The sequence below is a fragment of the Arthrobacter sp. LT660 genome, from assembly GCF_056172845.1.
In genome coordinates this window covers 1,374,843-1,390,819 of the sequence record NZ_CM149651.1, presented here as the reverse complement: position 1 = coordinate 1,390,819, position 15,977 = coordinate 1,374,843, and the positions used below count along the sequence as shown (strand labels likewise).

Below are 15,977 nucleotides of genomic sequence, written 5' to 3'. Positions count from 1 at the left end.
GACGCCGGCTACGCGCGGGGGCGCCGTCGTTCGGGGGCAGGGGGGACGAGCTTGGCGTGCGTGACAGCGCTGCGCGGCACCGGCACGTCGCCGGACCTGGTCCGCACGACGACGGCGTCGCCTGCCGTCTCGCCCGCGGCGTCGGCTTCGGTGGCCGCCGCGCGCACCCCGACGAACGTTCCCAGGGCGTCGCTCGACATCGCGCCGCGGGGGCCTTCGAGGCGGTAGCGTACGACGATCCGGTCGCCGGGGGAAAGTGTGTCGAAGAAGTCGATCGGCATGACCCGATCGTAGCGGTCCGTGACGACACCTGAGAGCGGGCGGGCGCACGGGCGTACTAAGCTGGGGGTACGTGGTCGAACGCTGACCGCCGCACCGGAACATCCCACTCCATAGGAAGGCCTCGGGTACCGTGACCTACATCATCGCCCAGCCGTGCGTCGACGTTAAGGACAAGGCCTGCATCGAGGAGTGTCCCGTCGACTGCATCTACGAGGGCGAGCGCTCGCTGTACATCCACCCGGACGAGTGCGTCGACTGCGGTGCGTGCGAGCCGGTGTGCCCCGTCGAGGCCATCTACTACGAGGACGACACCCCAGAGCAGTGGGCGGAGTACTACAAGGCCAACGTCGAGTTCTTCGACGAGATCGGATCGCCCGGCGGCGCCGCCAAGCTCGGCAACACGGGCACCGACCACCCGATCATTTCCGTCCTTCCGCCGCAGAACCAGGGCTAGCGGCGGTCGCCGCGCACCGGAGATGCTGAAGCTCCCCGACTACCCCTGGGATTCGCTCGCCCCGTACCTGGCTACGGCCGCACGGCACGACGGCGGAGCGGTCAACCTCTCGATCGGCACGCCGGTGGACCCGACCCCGCGCATCGTCCAGGACGCGCTGCGCGCCGCCGCCGACGCCCCCGGCTACCCGACGACCCACGGCACCGAGTCGCTGCGGCGCGCGATCTCCGACTGGTACGCGCGACGCCGCGGCACGCCCGGGATCGACCCGGCGAACATCATGCCCACAGTCGGATCCAAGGAACTGGTGGCGTGGTTGCCTCTGCTGCTCGGCGTTGGCCCGGGAGACGTCGTCGTGCGTCCCGAGGTCGCGTACCCGACGTACGACATCGGCGCCAGGCTCGCCGGCGCCGAGGCGGTCGCCGCGGACCGACTGTCCGACCTCCCCGCCGACGTCCGGGCGCGCGTGCGCCTGGTGTGGGTGAACTCGCCCGGCAACCCGACCGGAATCGTCCGCGATGTCGACGAACTGGCCGAACTGGTGCGCGACGCCCGATCGCTGGGCGCCGTCGTCGCCTCCGACGAGTGCTACGCGGAGCTGGGCTGGGACCGTTGGGAGGCCGGTGTTCCCGGTGTCCTGGACCCGCGCGTCAGCGGCGGGGACCATTCGTCCCTGCTTTCCGTCTATTCGCTCTCCAAGCAGTCCAATGTCGCGGGATACCGCGCCGCGTTCGTTGCGGGCGCCCCCGAGCTGATGCCAACGCTGATCAACAACCGCAAGCACGCCGGCATGATCGTGCCGCACCCCGTCCAGGAGGCCATGCGCGTGGCCCTGGGCGACGACGCGCACGTGGCCGCGCAGAAGGACCTCTACCGCGGACGCCGAGAGCGCCTGATCCCGGCTTTGGGCGCGTTCGGGCTGCGGATCGAGCACTCGGAGGCCGGGCTGTACCTGTGGGCCACGGCGGGCGAGGACACGTGGGACACGGTCGGACGCCTTGCCGACCTGGGAATCGTGGTGGGCCCGGGCAGCTTCTACGGCACGGCCGGCGAAGGTTACGTTCGGGTGGCGCTCACGGCCGCCGACGAGCGCATCGATGCCGCCGTCCATCGCCTGCATGCGGGCTAGCGTGGCCGAAACGTGACCGCCGGATTAGTTGTCGGCGCCGGGTTGCCGGTAGCGTGAGCCGTGATTAATGCCCTTTGGAACCATCTGTACTCCGGTGAGGAAAAGCCATGACGGATCAGAATTCTGCCCGCTTAGCGTTTGCGGGTGCGGAGCTCGAGCTCCCTGTTGTCCCCGCCGTTGAGGGCAACAATGGCTTCGACGTTGCGAAGCTCCTCAAGTCGACCGGCGCCGTCACGTACGACCCCGGCTTCATGAACACCGCGGCCACGAAGTCCGCCATCACCTACATCGACGGTGACGCCGGCATCCTGCGCTACCGCGGCTACCCGATCGAGCAGCTGGCCCAGAAGTCCACCTTCCTGGAGACCTCCTACCTGCTCATCTACGGGAACCTTCCCTCGAATACGGAGCTGGAGGAGTTCGACCAGAAGATCCGCCGCCACACGCTCCTGCATGAAGAGCTCAAGGGCTTCTTCGGCGGTTTCCCGCGCGACGCGCACCCGATGCCGGTGCTCTCCTCGGCCGTGTCCGCCCTGTCCACCTGGTATCAGGACTCGCTGGATCCGTTCAACGAGGAGCAGGTGGAGCTCTCCACCATCCGCCTGCTCGCGAAGATGCCCGTCATCGCGGCCTACGCGCACAAGAAGTCGATCGGCCAGGCGCTGCTCTACCCGGACAACTCCATGAACCTCGTGGAGAACTTCATGCGCCTGAGCTTCGGCCTCGCCGCCGAGCCGTACGACCTCGACCCAGATCTGGTGAAGGCGCTGGACCAGCTCCTGATCCTCCACGCGGACCACGAACAGAACTGTTCGACGTCCACCGTCCGACTGGTCGGCTCCTCCAACGCGAACATGTTCGCGTCCGTCTCCGCCGGCATCAACGCCCTGTTCGGCCCGGCCCACGGCGGCGCCAACGAGGCCGTGCTGAAGATGCTGCGCCAGATCCAGGCCGACGGCATCAAGCCCGAGGACTACATGGAGAAGGTCAAGAACAAGGAGGACGGCGTCCGGCTCATGGGCTTCGGACACCGCGTCTACAAGAACTACGACCCGCGCGCCAAGATCATCAAGGCGACGGCCCACGACATCCTGGGCAAGCTTGGCGGCAACGACGAGCTTCTGGACATCGCGATGCGGCTCGAGGAGCGCGCGCTGGCGGACGACTACTTCATCGAGCGCAAGCTGTACCCGAACGTCGACTTCTACACGGGCCTGATCTACAAGGCCATGGGCTTCCCGGAGAAGATGTTCACGGTGCTGTTCGCGATCGGCCGCCTGCCGGGTTGGATCGCGCAGTGGCGCGAGATGATCCAGGATCCGCAGCTGAAGATCGGCCGTCCGCGCCAGCTCTACATCGGCGAGGGCGAGCGCACCTACCCGGGCAACTAGCGCGGCGGAACAACGAACGACGGCGGCGGCCGGCTCCCAGCGGGCCGGCCGCCGCCGTCGTCGTTGGCGTTCAGGGGCAAAACGCGGTTTTCGGTGCCCGCGGGGCCAAACGGGTTTACTCTGGTGGGGGAAACCTTCACGAGGAAGGCCGTGGATGTACGAACGATCCGGTGACGGTTGGCGGGTGTCCGCGGACACGCACGAACAGGTCCTCCTTGCCCTGTACTTCCGCGACCTGGCGGGGATCCCCCATGCCGATCAGCCGATGCTCTGTCCGTTGTCGCCCCCGGTGCGTCCCGTCGCCGCGCCCGAGGTGCCCCGGCACGGGGCCGCGGAGTTGCGGCAGGAGTGGCAGCAGTGGTGGCGCCGGTTGCTGCGGCACGATCTCCAGGAGCACGATGGCGGTCCCGCTGGACACCCGCGCCCGGGACTGGACGCCCTGCTGGATCCGCCGCGCTTTCCGGCGTTCGACGACTCGCCGACCCTGCAGCGGCTGATGCGCGCCCACTACGGCGCCGCGTTCAGCTGGGTGGAGGCGCGGCTTCTGGAATACGGAGAGGTCTCCCGTGAGCACACGGCCTCCGGGCGCAGGGCCGCGCTGGAGCGGTTGGTCCAGGACCGCGAACTCGAATCGGACCTCCCGGCCGCCTCGATCAGCCTCAACCTGGTCGAGCTGCCGCTGGCCGAGCCCCGCGCGTGGTTCGTGGAGCCGCGGACCGTGATCATGAGCCAGGAACTGCCGCGGCACGAGGAACTGTTCCGCAGCTACCTCCAGCCGATCGTCGGCATGCTGCAGCCCTGAGCCCTGAGCGCGCCCGGCTATCCCTCGCCCTCGGCGGCGGCGACGGTGACGACGACGCGGCCATCCGTGGTGGACGCCGGAACCCAGCCATCCTCGGCGCGGTTCCAGAGAAGTCCCGCGTGTCCCACGGACGTGGTTTGCTGCGCCGCGGCGTTGGCCACCGCCCACTGGGCAACGGCCCACCCCCGCGTGCCACGCGCCTCGAAGGCTACGGTGCGGCCCTCGACGGTGGCGGAGAGGCCGCCGAACGCGGCCTCCGCGGCATCGGCCACCTCCTGCGGGTCTCCGGACGCCGTCGCCTTGCGCAGCACGCAGTTCAGGGCGGCGGGGGACTGGCCGGTGAGCGCCGACGCGTAGGCGCGCCCTTCCGGCTCGTGGTCGGCATAGGCATCCGGGTAGGCGCTTCGCTGGACCTTCTGGGCGGCCTCGGTCACCGGCATGTCCACGTAGTCGAACGTGTCCAGCTCCTCGTAGAACCGGTTCGCGGCGTAGAGCGGATCCATGACCTGCGCCTGCGTCCCCCAGCCCTGCGACGGGCGCTGCTGGAAGAGGCCGCGCGAATCGGGGCCGGCGGTGTCGCCGTAGTCGATGTTGCGCAGCTTGGATTCCTGGACCCCGGTGGCGATCGCGATCGTCGCCGCCCGGGCGGGCATCCCGCGCCGGACGGAGACCGCGGCGATCAGCGCCGCGTTGCCCGCCTGTTCCGGATCCAGCTCGTGCCGGTCGGAACCGACGACGGCGTCGCAGCGCTCGCGCACCAGCGTCTGCTCGTCCTCGAGGTACGCGTAGGCCATGTAGATTCCGCCCCCGACGACGGCGACGCCGAGCAGGAGCGCCATCACCGACCGGGCGCGCCGTCGCCTGCGGTGCGCCAGCTGTCCGGACCTCCCGCGGCGGGACGGCGTCCGGCCGCGTTCCGCCCCGAGGGCTAGAACCCGGCGGTGGGGGTCAGTTGGCATGCAGCGCCGAGTTCAGCTCCACCGTCTGTCCCTGGCGGGGGAGGGCCTCGACGGCGCCGGAGGACGAGTTGCGGCGGAAGAGCAGGTTCGGCACGCCGGAGAGCTCCAGCGCCTTGACCGTCCGGTCCCCGAGCTGGACGCGCGTTCCCGCGGTGACGTACAGGCCGGCCTCCACGACGCAGTCGTCGCCGATGGAGATGCCGACGCCGGAGTTCGCGCCCAGCAGGACGCGCTGTCCGATCACGATGCGTTCCTTGCCGCCGCCGGAGAGCGTCCCCATGATCGAGGCGCCGCCGCCGACGTCGGAGCCGTCGCCGACGACCACGGAGGCCGAGATGCGGCCCTCGACCATCGAGGAGCCGAGCGTTCCGGCGTTGAAGTTCACGAAGCCCTCGTGCATCACCGTGGTCCCGGCTGCGAGGTGCGCTCCCAGGCGGACGCGGTCGGCGTCTGCGATGCGGACCCCCGCCGGCAGGACGTAGTCGACCATGCGGGGGAACTTGTCCACGCCGTACACGGAGACGGCGCCGCGGCGGCGGAGCTTCAGGCGGGTGGTCTCGAACCCGTCGACCGAACACGGCCCGAAGTTCGTCCAGACGACGTTTGAGAGCAGGCCGAACACGCCGTCGAGGTTCTGTTCGTTCGGGGCGACGAGGCGGTGCGAGAGCAGGTGGAGGCGGAGCCAGGCGTCGACGGCGTCGGCCGGTGCGACGTCGAGGTCGGCCTCGATCTCCACCACTTCCTGTGTGGTTCCGCGGTCGGCGTCGTCTGCCACGACCGCGGCCAGTTCGCCGGAGACCTGGGGAGCGCGTTCGAGCGGGCCGAGGGAGGGGGCCGGGAACCACACGTCCAGGACCGAACCGTCCGCCGCGCGGGTGGCGAGGCCGTATCCGGACGCGACGCGAACGGTGGAGTCGGCGGGGTTTTGGACAAGACCGGGCTGGGCATCTGCGGAAGTCATGCCTCCATGTTAGCCGCGGTGGCGGGGTTACGCTGGACGGGTGACTTCAGCCCAGCACGCGCGCCCGCGCACACCGCAGCCTGCCGCCCTCGACCCGCGCGGCGACGTCGCCGCCCTGACGGCGGCCCTGATCGACGTCGAATCCGTCTCCGGGAACGAGCGCGCCGTCGCCGATCTCGTCGAGTACGCGCTCCGGGACCTGGCGCACCTGGAGGTCCACCGTGACGGCGACGCGATCGTCGCCCGCACTCGCCTGGGCCTGCCCGAGCGCGTCGTGTTGGCCGGGCACCTGGACACCGTGCCGCTGCCCACCACCGGGGGCGCCCGCGGGACGGTCCCCTCCGCCTGGGACGGCGAGACGTTGTTCGGGCGCGGCGCGACGGACATGAAGGGAGGCGTCGCCGTCCAGCTGGCGCTGGCCGCGGGCCTCGCCGCACCCAACCGGGACGTGACGTACGTGTTCTACGACCATGAGGAAGTCGAGGGCAGCAAGTCCGGTCTGGGGCGGCTGGTGCGCAACAGCCCGGAGCTGCTGGAGGCCGACTTCGCGATCCTGCTGGAGCCCACGAACGGCACCGTCGAGGGCGGCTGCAACGGAACGTCCCGCTTCCGCGTGACCACCCGGGGCGTCGCCGCGCATTCGGCCCGCGCGTGGATGGGTCGGAACGCCATCCACGGCGCGGCGGACATTCTGGCCCGGCTGGCCGGGCACGAGCCGGCGACCGTGGACGTCGACGGGCTTCAGTACCGGGAATCGCTGAACGCCGTCCGGATCTCCGGAGGCATCGCCGGCAACGTGATCCCGGACCACTGCGAGGTGGAGATCAACTACCGGTTCGCGCCGGACAAGGGCATCGATGAGGCCGAGACCTACGTGCGCCGGCTGATGGACGGCTTCGACGTGGTGCGGACCGACGCCGCGCCCGGTGCCCGTCCGGGACTGAGCCACCCGGCGGCGGCCTCGTTCGTGGAGGCCGTGGGAGCAGTGCCCCTGCCCAAGTACGGCTGGACGGACGTGGCTCGCTTCTCGGAACTGGGCATCCCGGCCGTGAACTTCGGCCCGGGCGATGCGCTGCTGGCCCACACGGACAACGAGCACGTGGAGGCGGACGCGGTCCGCGAATGCCTGGCCGCGCTGACGCGCTGGCTGACCGCCTGACGCAGGACGCCTGACGCAGGACGCCTGACACGCAAGCGGCGCCGCCACCCCGTGATGGTTACGTGTGTGGCGGCGCCGCTGCCTCGTTGGCCCGAACGCGGAACGTCCGGTCTATTTCTTGTCCCTCGGGTCATCCGGGTCCTTCGGCGCGGTCGCCGCGCCGGCGGCCGGTGGGAGGCCCGCCGGAACGCCGACGGGTTCTTCGGCCTTTGACTTGACCTTGCCGGGCCCCCGGCTGCTGAGCCGGCTGGAGACGAACTCCGCCAGGCGCGAAAGCGAGAAGTTGATGAGGATGAAGATGGCCGCCACCACTATCAGCGCTTGCAGGACGTTGCCGTTCGGGGACGAGTACGTGCGACCGAAGAACAGCAGCTCGTTGAAGCTGATGATGTAGCCCAGCGCGGAGTCCTTCAGGATCACGACGAACTGCCCGATCAGGGCCGGCAGCATCGCGATCAGGGCCTGCGGGATCTCGATCAGGCGCAACGACTGCTGCCGGGTGAGCCCGATCGCGATGCCCGCCTCGCGCTGGCCCTTGGGCAGGTTGTGCACGCCGGACCGGACGAGTTCGGCCACCACGGATCCGTTGTAGAAGACCAGTGCGGCGACCACGGCCCACAGCGCGCTGTCGTTGGAGATCTGCAGGGTGCGGGCGAAGAAGACGTTGAAGAAGACGATCATCAGCAGCACCGGCACCGCGCGGAAGAACTCCACGACCACGGAGCTGATCCCGTTGATCAGCTTGTTGTGCGAGAGCCGGCCCATGCCGAAGATCAGGCCGAACACCACGGATCCGACGATGCCCAGCGCGGCGGCCTTGAGGGTGTTGACGAGGCCGGGCAGCAGGTAGTTGGTCCAGGTGCTTGCCTCCAGGAAGTCGTCCCACTGCGAGGCCTGCATCTGGTTCTTCGCGGCGAGGCCGGCGATGATCCACCAGAGGAGACCAGCGATGACGGCCACGCCAACGATGTTGATGGCGAGGATGGTCCGGCGGGACTTGGGCCCGGGTGCGTCGAAGATTACCGATGCGCTCATCGGGACACCGCCAGTTTCTTGGAGAGCCAGGTGGTCAGGAGTCCGACGGGGATCACGATGATCACGAACCCGGCGGCGAAGGTGAGGAAGATCGGGATGACGATGTCGGACCGGAACTCGATCATCGTCTTCATGACGGATGACGCCTCGATGGCAACGGAACCGACTGCGGCCACCGTGGAGTTCTTGATCAGGGCGATCAGCACGTTGCCCAGCGGCACGATGGCGCCCCGGAACGCCTGCGGAAGGATCACGAGGCGGGCCGCCGGCATGAATCCGAGCCCGATGGCGCGGGCGGCCTCGGCCTGCCCGAGCGGGACGGTGTTCACGCCGGACCTGATGGCCTCGCAGACGAATGCCGCGTGGTAGACCGCGAGTCCCATGACAGCCAGACGGAAGAAGTTCTCCTGGAAGCCGCCGCCCAGACTGACGCCCAGCTGGCCGTTGAGGGCAAGAACGCCAAACAGGATGATGATGGTCAGCGGCGTGTTGCGGATGATGTTGACGTAGGAGGTGCCGATGGCGCGGAAGCTGGGGACCGGCGAGATCCGCATCATGGCCAGGAAGGTCCCCAGAACGAGCGATCCGATGGCGGCCCAGAAAGTCAGCTTGATGTTGACCCAGAACGCGGCCGGGATGTCGTATTCCGTGAAGATCGATAGGTAGTTGTCCACTGCCTGCCTCTATACTTGGTGGCCGCGCGGACGCGGCCCAGTGGGAAAGCGGTCCCCGGCGGGACGGCTCCATCACTGGAGCCGTCCCGCCGGGTGTGGCTCGTCGGCTAGGCGCAGGGTGCGGGCGTCGGCGGGTTGAGCTCCGCGTTCGGCTCGTAGCCCGTGCCCTCGGTGTTGGTCTCGAGCGCCGTCTTCCAATCGCCGGAGTCGACCATCTTGGTGATGGCCTCGTTGATGGCCTCGCACTGGTCGGATCCCTTGGGCAGTCCGACGCCGTAGTTCTCCTCCGAGAACGGCTGGCCCAGAACCTTGAACTTGCCCTGGTAGGCCGGCTGCGCAGCCAGGCCGGCCAGGATGATGTCGTCGGTGGTGACGGCGTCGATGGTGCCGCCGGACATCTGTGTGGTGCACTCGGCGTAGCCCGGGAGCTCCTGCAGGTTCACGTCCGTGGCCAGGGTGTCCTTGACCTTCTGCGCGGACGTGGAACCGGTGACGGAACACAGGTTCTTGCCGTTGAGGTCCTCCGGGGACGTGATGTCGGAGTCGACGCTGATCAACAGGTCCTGGCCGGCGACGAAATACGGTCCCGCGAAGTCGACGACCTCCTTGCGCGTGTCGGTGATGGAATACGTCGCGAAGATCATGTCGACCTGGTTGTTCTGCAGCATGGTCTCGCGGTTCGCGGACGGAGCCGAGACGAATTCGATCTGGTCCTCGGCATAGCCGAGTTCGTTGGCCACGTACTTGGCGACGTCGACGTCGAAACCCTTGTAGGTGTCGCCGTCCTTGAAGCCGAGACCGGGCTGGTCGAACTTGATGCCGATCTTGATCGAGTCCTCGGACTCGCCGGCGTCGCCACCGCCGCCGCAGGCGGAAAGGGTCAGTGCCGCCACGGCCGTGACGGCGGCGAGCGCGATGCGGTTCTTGCGCATGTCATTCTCCTTGGTATGTGGCCGCCCTGTGGGGCGGCCGCGAGTGGTGGTGCTAGTGGGTGATCAGTTTGCCGAGGAAGTCCTTGGCACGGTCGGTGCTGGGGTTCGTGAAGAAATCGTGGGGAGTCGACTGCTCCACGATCTGGCCGTCGGCCATGAAAACCACGCGGTCCGCGGCCTTCCGGGCGAAGCCCATCTCGTGGGTCACCACGATCATGGTCATGCCCTCCTTCGCCAGGCCCACCATGGTGTCCAGCACCTCCTGGATCATCTCCGGGTCCAAGGCGGAGGTGGGCTCGTCGAACAGCATGACCTTGGGGCGCATGGCGAGCGCGCGGGCGATGGCCACGCGCTGCTGCTGGCCGCCGGAAAGCTGGGCGGGGAGCTTGTCCTTCTGGTTGGCGACCCCGACCCGCTCGAGCAGCTCCATGGCTAGCTTGTTGGCGTCCGCCTTCTTCATGCCCTTGACCTGGATCGGGCCGAGCGTCACGTTTTCCAGGATGGACTTGTGGGCGAACAGGTTGAAGGACTGGAAGACCATCCCCACGTCCGCCCGCAGGCCAGCCAGCTGCTTGCCCTCTTCGGGAAGCAGCTTGCCGTCGATGTAGATTTCGCCGTCGTCGATCGTCTCCAAGCGGTTGATGGCACGGCACAGTGTCGACTTGCCGGAACCGGACGGCCCCAGCACCACCACCACTTCGCCCTTGGCCACCTCGAGCTCGATGTTCTGCAGAACGTGAAGCGGCCCATAGTGCTTGTTGACCTTCGCCAAGCGGACGACCGGTCCGGTCGCCGTGGCGTTGCCGGTCTGGGGATCAGTGCTCATAGGGACGAGACTAGCGGATGTAAGGCGCGCCACAATGTACCCGCGGGCACTTCGGGCCGGATCGTCGCGGAATCTTTATTTTGCCGAGTCACCCCGGGATTGACCGGGCCTGTTCGGAACCCGGACCGGGCGTGCTCGCTATAGGGTGGAAACATGTCCAGCAGCAACTCCTCCGGCCCGGCCTTCGACCCCCTGCCGTACCCGGCACGACGCAAGGGATCCGTGGTTCTGCGGCACCAACAAGCCCAGACCCAGCAGGCGGACGCCCAACTGCTGGATTCCCCCAAGGGGATCGACTTCACCCACACCGATCCGTGGCGCGTGCTGCGGATCCAAAGCGAATTCGTCGAGGGGTTCGGCACCCTCTCCGAGCTTGGCCCGGCCGTCAGCGTGTTCGGATCCGCCCGCACGGAACGGAACTCCGAACGGTATCTCCTGGCCGAACGGATCGGCTCGCTGTTGGTGGAGGCCGGCTACGCCGTGATCACCGGCGGCGGGCCGGGGACCATGGAGGCCGCCAACAAGGGCGCGATCGAGATGGACGGCACCTCGGTGGGGCTGGGCATCGAGCTGCCCTTCGAAACCGGCCTCAACGAGTTCGTCGACCTGGGCATCAACTTCCGGTATTTTTTCGCGCGGAAAACCATGTTTGTCAAGTACTCGCAGGGATTCATCGTCCTCCCCGGTGGCTTCGGCACGCTGGACGAGCTCTTCGAGGCCCTGACGCTGGTTCAGACGGAGAAGGTGACGAGCTTTCCCATCGTCCTGGTTGGCACGGAGTATTGGGAACCGCTGGTGGCCTGGCTGCGCGCAACCGTCGCGGGCGAGGGCGCGATCTCCGAGCGGGACCTGGACCTGATCCGGATGACCGACGACCCGGAGGTGGCGGTGCGCCTGATCGCGTCCCACGACTCCCAGGGGCGCGCGGACCCCGCGGGCCGCGCGGACTAGGGCCGGCCATGGAGTTCGTGCTGGTCTTCGTGGCCGTGGTGGTGGCGGGCCTCGCCGTGCTCCTCGCGGTCGGCGGCCGGCGCGGGGGGCGTGCGCCCGGCCCCGCGCCCTTCTCCGATGGAGAGCTCCTCGGCCTGGCCGAGCCCCTGCCCAACCTTCCGCCGGTGCTCCTTCCCGAGCGTCCGACGGCGGTGGACGTCGCCCGGGTGCGTTTCGGCGTCGGGTTGCGGGGGTACCGATGTGAACAGGTCGACGCGGTGCTCGAGGCACTGGCGGACGAAATCACGCGGCTCGAAACTGAGCTCGGCGACGCGCGGCGCGGGCCTGTGATTAGCACCACGAACCAATCTCCGGAATAATATGAAATGCAGGTTGAACGCCTTTCCGCTCCGGCGGATGCGTTCGACGTTCGAGCGGCGGGGCCAGGGGGTTCCGTGACACCTAGGAAGGAACACAGCGCCAATGGCTGCGATGAAACCGCGTACCGGGGATGGCCCCATGGAGGTCACGAAGGAAGGCCGTAGCCTGATCATGCGAGTGCCGATCGACGGCGGTGGGCGCCTTGTGGTGGAGCTCAACGGCGCCGAGGCGGCCGAGCTGAAGGAGTGCCTCGTCGGCGTCACGGAATAAGACCCCTCGGGATGCCTCGACCCGATGCGCCACCGACGCGTCGGATTCACGCGAAAGGGTTCGGACGGCCGCCGCCGTCCGAACCCTTTCGCATCACCCGCACTATGGGTGGACGTTCGGTTCCGACTACGCGGTCTTGACCGCCAGCAGCAGGCCGCTGCCCGTCGGCACCATCGATGTCACCAGGTCTTCGCGCTCGCGCAGGAAGCGCCCCATCTGGCGCGCCGCGACCGTGGTCGGTTGGCGCACGGCCGGTTGCGGGACGCGGTCCGCATCGAGGGCGTCATGGACCATGAGCATGCCCCCGCGGCGCAGGAGGCGCACGCCGTGATCCACGTAGTCGGCCAGGTGCGTCTTGTCGGCGTCGATGAAGACGAGGTCGTAGGCGGCGTCGGTCAACCGGGGCAGGACGTCGCGCGCGCGGCCGCAGATGGTGCGGGTGCGGTTCGGGGCGACGCCGGCGTCGAGATACGCCTCGCGCGCCGCATTGAGGTGGTCGACGTCGATGTCGATGGTCGTGAAGACGGACTGGCGGTCCAGGCCGCGCAGGAGGCTGACCCCGGATACCCCGACGCCGGAACCGATCTCCACCGCGGTCCGCGCCTTGGAGGCGGCGGCGAGCACCGTGAGCAGCGCCGCGGTGCCGGACCCCACGGGCCAGACCCCGAGTTCGTGTCCGCGCTCGCGGGCTCGCGTGACGACCTCGTCCTCGACCGGCAAGGCCTCGGTGTAGGACCAGCTGCTCTGCTTGTCGGAGCTCATGGCGGGGAAGTTCCTTCGGTGTGCTGGGGGAGTGGGGGCCGGACGGCCGATTCCATCCTAGCGCCAGCCATTCCCCAGCAATCTCACAGCCTCTTCGGCCAGAATGGATACGTGAACGCAACACCATCGAACCGCGCAACCGGCCTGGCCCCCGAACCCGAAGAGACCGTGGTTCCGGGTTGGGACGAAATCGTCGAGGTCCATTCGCCCCGGGTCTACCGCTTGGCGTACCGACTGACGGGCAACAGGTTCGACGCCGAGGACCTCACCCAGGAGACGTTCGTCCGGGTGTTCCGTTCGCTGCACAATTTCACGCCGGGCACGGTCGGCGGGTGGCTGCACCGCATCACCACCAACCTCTTCCTGGACCAGGCGAGGCGCCGGAACCGCATCCGCTTCGATTCCCTGGGCGAGGACGCGGAGAACCGCGTCGAGGGCAAGGACCCCGGACCGGAGCGGAGCTTCGAGCACAACAACCTGGACATCGACGTCCAGGCGGCACTCGACGGGTTGCCGCCGGACTTCCGCGCCGCCGTCGTCCTGTGCGACCTCGAGGGACTTTCCTACGAGGAGGTGGCCGCGGCGTTGGGCGTCAAGCTGGGAACGGTCCGTTCGCGCATCCACCGAGGACGTACGCTCCTGCGCGAGAAGCTCGCCCACCGCAACCCCTCCCGGACCGCGGCGAGCGGCATGGTCTTGCCGAAGGTGGGTCCCGCCGTCTCGGAGGCGCACTAGGTGATGCACCGACAGGAGCGCTGGCTCGACGCCTACATCGACGGCGACCTGTCCGCCGAGCGCGTCGTCGCCCTCGAGGAGCACGTGCGCACGTGCTCGGATTGCCGCACCAGCCTGGCCGACCGCCAGCGACTGCTCGGGCGGCTGCGCGCCTTCTCATCGGCGCCTCACTCGGGTCCGACGCCCGATCAGGCGCTGCTGGACCGGCTCTGCCAGCCCCATTCCGCGGCGGCGGATTCCGACTGGGCGGCGTTCATCGACGCCTACAGCGAGGGCTCCCGGTTGCGCCGCGTGGCCCCGGCCCTCGCCTCCGTCGCCGCCATGGTCCTGGTCGTGGGGGTGCTCGGTGCCGCGTGGCTGCTGGGCGGCACGGACCGCTCAAACCCCGCCGCGGACGTGGTGTCCGCAGCCTGGACCGGAGACAGCACCGAGCTGACCGGCGGCGACATCGAACGCCTCCGTGGTGCCGGATGGAACTGTCCCGAATTCACCGACATGGGTTTGGCGCTCGTCGGCGCGAAAGGCCAACGGGTCGACGGGGCCGCGCGGCTGGTCCTCGACTTCTCCGGCGCGGCGGGCGACGTTCGTGTGGTCGAGAGCGGCAAGTCCCTGATGCCGTCGCTCATCGGCGGACCGGACGGCAACAGCCAGTCGGCCGCGCCGACGGAGGCCGGGAGCACTCAGCGGCCGGAAACGCGGCTGGTTGCCGGCGAACAGGTCTCCCTGCGGACCGCGCAGGATCCAGGTACTCCGCACCGGGCGACGGTGGAGATGGACGCGACCCGGTACGAAGTCGAATCCACGCTCGGGGAGCAGGTGACCGTGGCCGTGCTCAGGCGGATCGTCGTCAGCGAGCACTCCAAGTTGGCCCCCGACGGCGTGCGGGAAGCCGAGGGCTGGGAGCGCATCGGCCGCGGCATGGCACGGCTCATGGTCCTGGACACCGGCCGGTGACGCGTGGCTCGCCGTGCGGCACCGCGGAAAATACGGTGTTGCACCGCCTAGCGGGTAATCTCTAAGCGTGTTCGGAATTAATGGTGGCGAGTTCCTCATCCTCGCGGTGCTTGCGGTCCTCGTGCTGGGCCCCGACAAACTTCCCGAATACGCCGCACAACTTGCCCGGCTGGTGAAGGAAGTCCGCCGGATGGCCACGGGTGCCAAGGAACAGCTGCGCGAGGAGGTCGGCGACGAGATCGCCGACATCGATTGGCGCAAGCTGGACCCGCGGCAGTACGACCCGCGCAAGATCATCAAGGACGCGTTGCTAGACGATTTCGACGACGCCGTCTCGGCCGCCAGGGAAGCGCCCGCCAAGGCGATTTCGCCGTCGGGCCCCACGACGCCGAAGCGTTCGGCTGAACCGCCGCTGACCGACGGCGAAGCGGCTCCCTTCGATTCCGAGGCGACCTAGGCGTTCGCCTTCGACAGGGTGAATATCCCATAGCGCATCGCGCCGGTGCGGTAGGCCAGAATCAGGCGGGGGATGGATAGCATGAAGATGCGATTGCGTGCGCCCAGGGCGAGGCGACGGGTCTCTCGATCGACGGCCAAGGCCTTCCCCAGTCGAAGGGCGCAGATTGTCCAGGTGCGTCCGACGCGGCGGCTCACGTCCTCATAGCCGTCGATCGAAAAGCCCGCCGCCCTTGCCATCGACTCATACTCCTCGCGCGTGCCCATCGAGGGCAGGCGCCCTTCGCGGCAAATTGGCTCGAGCAGGTGGCGAACCTTCCAACCGCTGGCTCCTGTCTCTGCGAGCCACGCGCAGACGACGAGGCGGCCCCCGGGCGACAGCACGCGATGCGCCTCGGCGAAAAACGCCGGCTTGTCGACCATGTGCTCGCTCGACTCGATGGCCCATGCGGCATCGGCCGAGCCATCGGGCAGCCCGTTGGCGAGCCAGTCGCGGAGATGGATGTCCACGTCGGATGCGGGACGTGCGGCGGCGTAGTGGGCCTGCTCGGTGGATAGCGTGAAGCCGGTAACGCGAACCGAGCGTGTCGCCGCGAGCCGCCTCGCGGTGGAGCCGTAGCCGCAGCCGATGTCGACACACGCTTCTCCGGGCATAAGACCCAGCCGGTCGCCCACCGTGTCGACCAGCGCCTCGACGGCCTCGGCGGGCGTCTCGCGACCCGTCGCCCAGAACCCGTGATGGACATGCTCGCCCCACACGCGACGATAAACCGGATCGAGTTCGTCGTAGTGGTCGGCGACCGCCACTGCGGTCTGGGGAATGTCGGGGACAATCACGCCGTCACACTACAACGCCGATCCATGCGATCAGAAGGTCTCCGCCCC

Annotated in this window: 20 protein-coding genes; 11 read left to right on the top strand and 9 right to left on the bottom strand. The window is 68.5% G+C overall.

The genetic code is table 11. The features are described from left to right. Positions 1-8: 8 nt before the first annotated feature. Positions 9-281, bottom strand: coding sequence for a putative acetyltransferase (locus tag AC0QSG_RS06350; RefSeq protein WP_475377010.1), 273 nt, complete (start codon positions 279-281; stop codon positions 9-11). Between the two features lie 131 nt (positions 282-412). Between AC0QSG_RS06350 and fdxA the strand changes: the two genes are divergently transcribed. From fdxA to AC0QSG_RS06330, 4 genes are all read left to right on the top strand, one after another. Beyond that, positions 413-736 (top strand): ferredoxin, encoded by a 324-nt coding sequence (gene fdxA, locus AC0QSG_RS06345; RefSeq protein WP_435726412.1) that lies wholly within the window; start codon positions 413-415, stop codon positions 734-736. A 22-nt stretch (positions 737-758) separates the two neighbouring features. After that, positions 759-1,865, top strand: a complete 1,107-nt coding sequence (gene dapC / locus AC0QSG_RS06340) for a succinyldiaminopimelate transaminase (RefSeq protein ID WP_475377009.1) — start codon at positions 759-761, stop codon at positions 1,863-1,865. Between the two features lie 107 nt (positions 1,866-1,972). Then, positions 1,973-3,256 (top strand): citrate synthase, encoded by a 1,284-nt coding sequence (locus AC0QSG_RS06335; RefSeq protein ID WP_435726416.1) that lies wholly within the window; start codon positions 1,973-1,975, stop codon positions 3,254-3,256. Between the two features lie 154 nt (positions 3,257-3,410). Continuing rightward, positions 3,411-4,058: a hypothetical protein gene (locus AC0QSG_RS06330; protein WP_475377008.1), complete on the top strand. Its 648-nt coding sequence runs from the start codon at positions 3,411-3,413 to the stop codon at positions 4,056-4,058. Positions 4,059-4,075: 17 nt separating this feature from the next. On the opposite strand, the gene AC0QSG_RS06325 is transcribed toward AC0QSG_RS06330, so the two are convergent. Continuing rightward, a complete protein-coding gene (locus AC0QSG_RS06325; RefSeq protein ID WP_475377285.1) occupies positions 4,076-4,897 on the bottom strand; it encodes a hypothetical protein in 822 nt (273 codons plus the stop codon). A 109-nt stretch (positions 4,898-5,006) separates the two neighbouring features. After that, on the bottom strand, positions 5,007-5,978 hold the full coding sequence (dapD, locus tag AC0QSG_RS06320; protein ID WP_435726419.1) for a 2,3,4,5-tetrahydropyridine-2,6-dicarboxylate N-succinyltransferase: 972 nt from the start codon (positions 5,976-5,978) through the stop codon (positions 5,007-5,009). Between the two features lie 40 nt (positions 5,979-6,018). Between dapD and dapE the strand changes: the two genes are divergently transcribed. Further along, positions 6,019-7,137 (top strand): succinyl-diaminopimelate desuccinylase, encoded by a 1,119-nt coding sequence (dapE, locus tag AC0QSG_RS06315; RefSeq protein WP_475377007.1) that lies wholly within the window; start codon positions 6,019-6,021, stop codon positions 7,135-7,137. 111 nt (positions 7,138-7,248) lie between these two features. On the opposite strand, the gene AC0QSG_RS06310 is transcribed toward dapE, so the two are convergent. The 4 genes from AC0QSG_RS06310 to AC0QSG_RS06295 form a co-directional block, all read right to left on the bottom strand. After that, positions 7,249-8,172 carry an amino acid ABC transporter permease gene (locus tag AC0QSG_RS06310; RefSeq protein ID WP_475377006.1) on the bottom strand — a complete coding sequence of 308 codons (924 nt, stop codon included), beginning with the start codon at positions 8,170-8,172 and terminating at the stop codon, positions 7,249-7,251. Beyond that, positions 8,169-8,846 carry an amino acid ABC transporter permease gene (locus AC0QSG_RS06305; protein ID WP_435726423.1) on the bottom strand — a complete coding sequence of 226 codons (678 nt, stop codon included), beginning with the start codon at positions 8,844-8,846 and terminating at the stop codon, positions 8,169-8,171. Before AC0QSG_RS06305 ends, AC0QSG_RS06310 begins: the two co-directional genes overlap by 4 nt. Before the next feature lie 107 nt (positions 8,847-8,953). Beyond that, positions 8,954-9,778, bottom strand: coding sequence for a glutamate ABC transporter substrate-binding protein (locus tag AC0QSG_RS06300; protein ID WP_475377005.1), 825 nt, complete (start codon positions 9,776-9,778; stop codon positions 8,954-8,956). A 52-nt stretch (positions 9,779-9,830) separates the two neighbouring features. Next, entirely contained in the window at positions 9,831-10,604 is a 774-nt protein-coding gene (locus tag AC0QSG_RS06295) for an amino acid ABC transporter ATP-binding protein (protein ID WP_435726427.1), read from the bottom strand. A gap of 153 nt (positions 10,605-10,757) precedes the next feature. Between AC0QSG_RS06295 and AC0QSG_RS06290 the strand changes: the two genes are divergently transcribed. From AC0QSG_RS06290 to AC0QSG_RS06280, 3 genes are all read left to right on the top strand, one after another. Next, on the top strand, positions 10,758-11,555 hold the full coding sequence (locus AC0QSG_RS06290) for an LOG family protein (protein ID WP_475377004.1): 798 nt from the start codon (positions 10,758-10,760) through the stop codon (positions 11,553-11,555). Positions 11,556-11,563: 8 nt separating this feature from the next. Then, positions 11,564-11,914, top strand: coding sequence for a DivIVA domain-containing protein (locus AC0QSG_RS06285; protein WP_475377003.1), 351 nt, complete (start codon positions 11,564-11,566; stop codon positions 11,912-11,914). A 103-nt stretch (positions 11,915-12,017) separates the two neighbouring features. Next, positions 12,018-12,185, top strand: a complete 168-nt coding sequence (locus AC0QSG_RS06280; protein ID WP_435726431.1) for a DUF3117 domain-containing protein — start codon at positions 12,018-12,020, stop codon at positions 12,183-12,185. A 126-nt stretch (positions 12,186-12,311) separates the two neighbouring features. On the opposite strand, the gene AC0QSG_RS06275 is transcribed toward AC0QSG_RS06280, so the two are convergent. Next, positions 12,312-12,947 (bottom strand): O-methyltransferase, encoded by a 636-nt coding sequence (locus AC0QSG_RS06275; protein ID WP_435726432.1) that lies wholly within the window; start codon positions 12,945-12,947, stop codon positions 12,312-12,314. A 111-nt stretch (positions 12,948-13,058) separates the two neighbouring features. Between AC0QSG_RS06275 and sigE the strand changes: the two genes are divergently transcribed. From sigE to AC0QSG_RS06260, 3 genes are all read left to right on the top strand, one after another. After that, positions 13,059-13,682, top strand: a complete 624-nt coding sequence (gene sigE, locus AC0QSG_RS06270; protein WP_475377002.1) for an RNA polymerase sigma factor SigE — start codon at positions 13,059-13,061, stop codon at positions 13,680-13,682. A 3-nt stretch (positions 13,683-13,685) separates the two neighbouring features. Then, positions 13,686-14,636: an anti-sigma factor family protein gene (locus AC0QSG_RS06265; RefSeq protein WP_475377284.1), complete on the top strand. Its 951-nt coding sequence runs from the start codon at positions 13,686-13,688 to the stop codon at positions 14,634-14,636. A gap of 67 nt (positions 14,637-14,703) precedes the next feature. Then, positions 14,704-15,093, top strand: coding sequence for a sec-independent translocase (locus AC0QSG_RS06260; protein WP_475377001.1), 390 nt, complete (start codon positions 14,704-14,706; stop codon positions 15,091-15,093). Here AC0QSG_RS06260 and AC0QSG_RS06255 read toward each other — a convergent pair. Continuing rightward, complete coding sequence (locus tag AC0QSG_RS06255) at positions 15,090-15,929, bottom strand: SAM-dependent methyltransferase (RefSeq protein ID WP_475377000.1); 840 nt, start codon at positions 15,927-15,929, stop codon at positions 15,090-15,092. The genes AC0QSG_RS06260 and AC0QSG_RS06255 overlap by 4 nt on opposite strands. Positions 15,930-15,977: the final 48 nt, after the last annotated feature.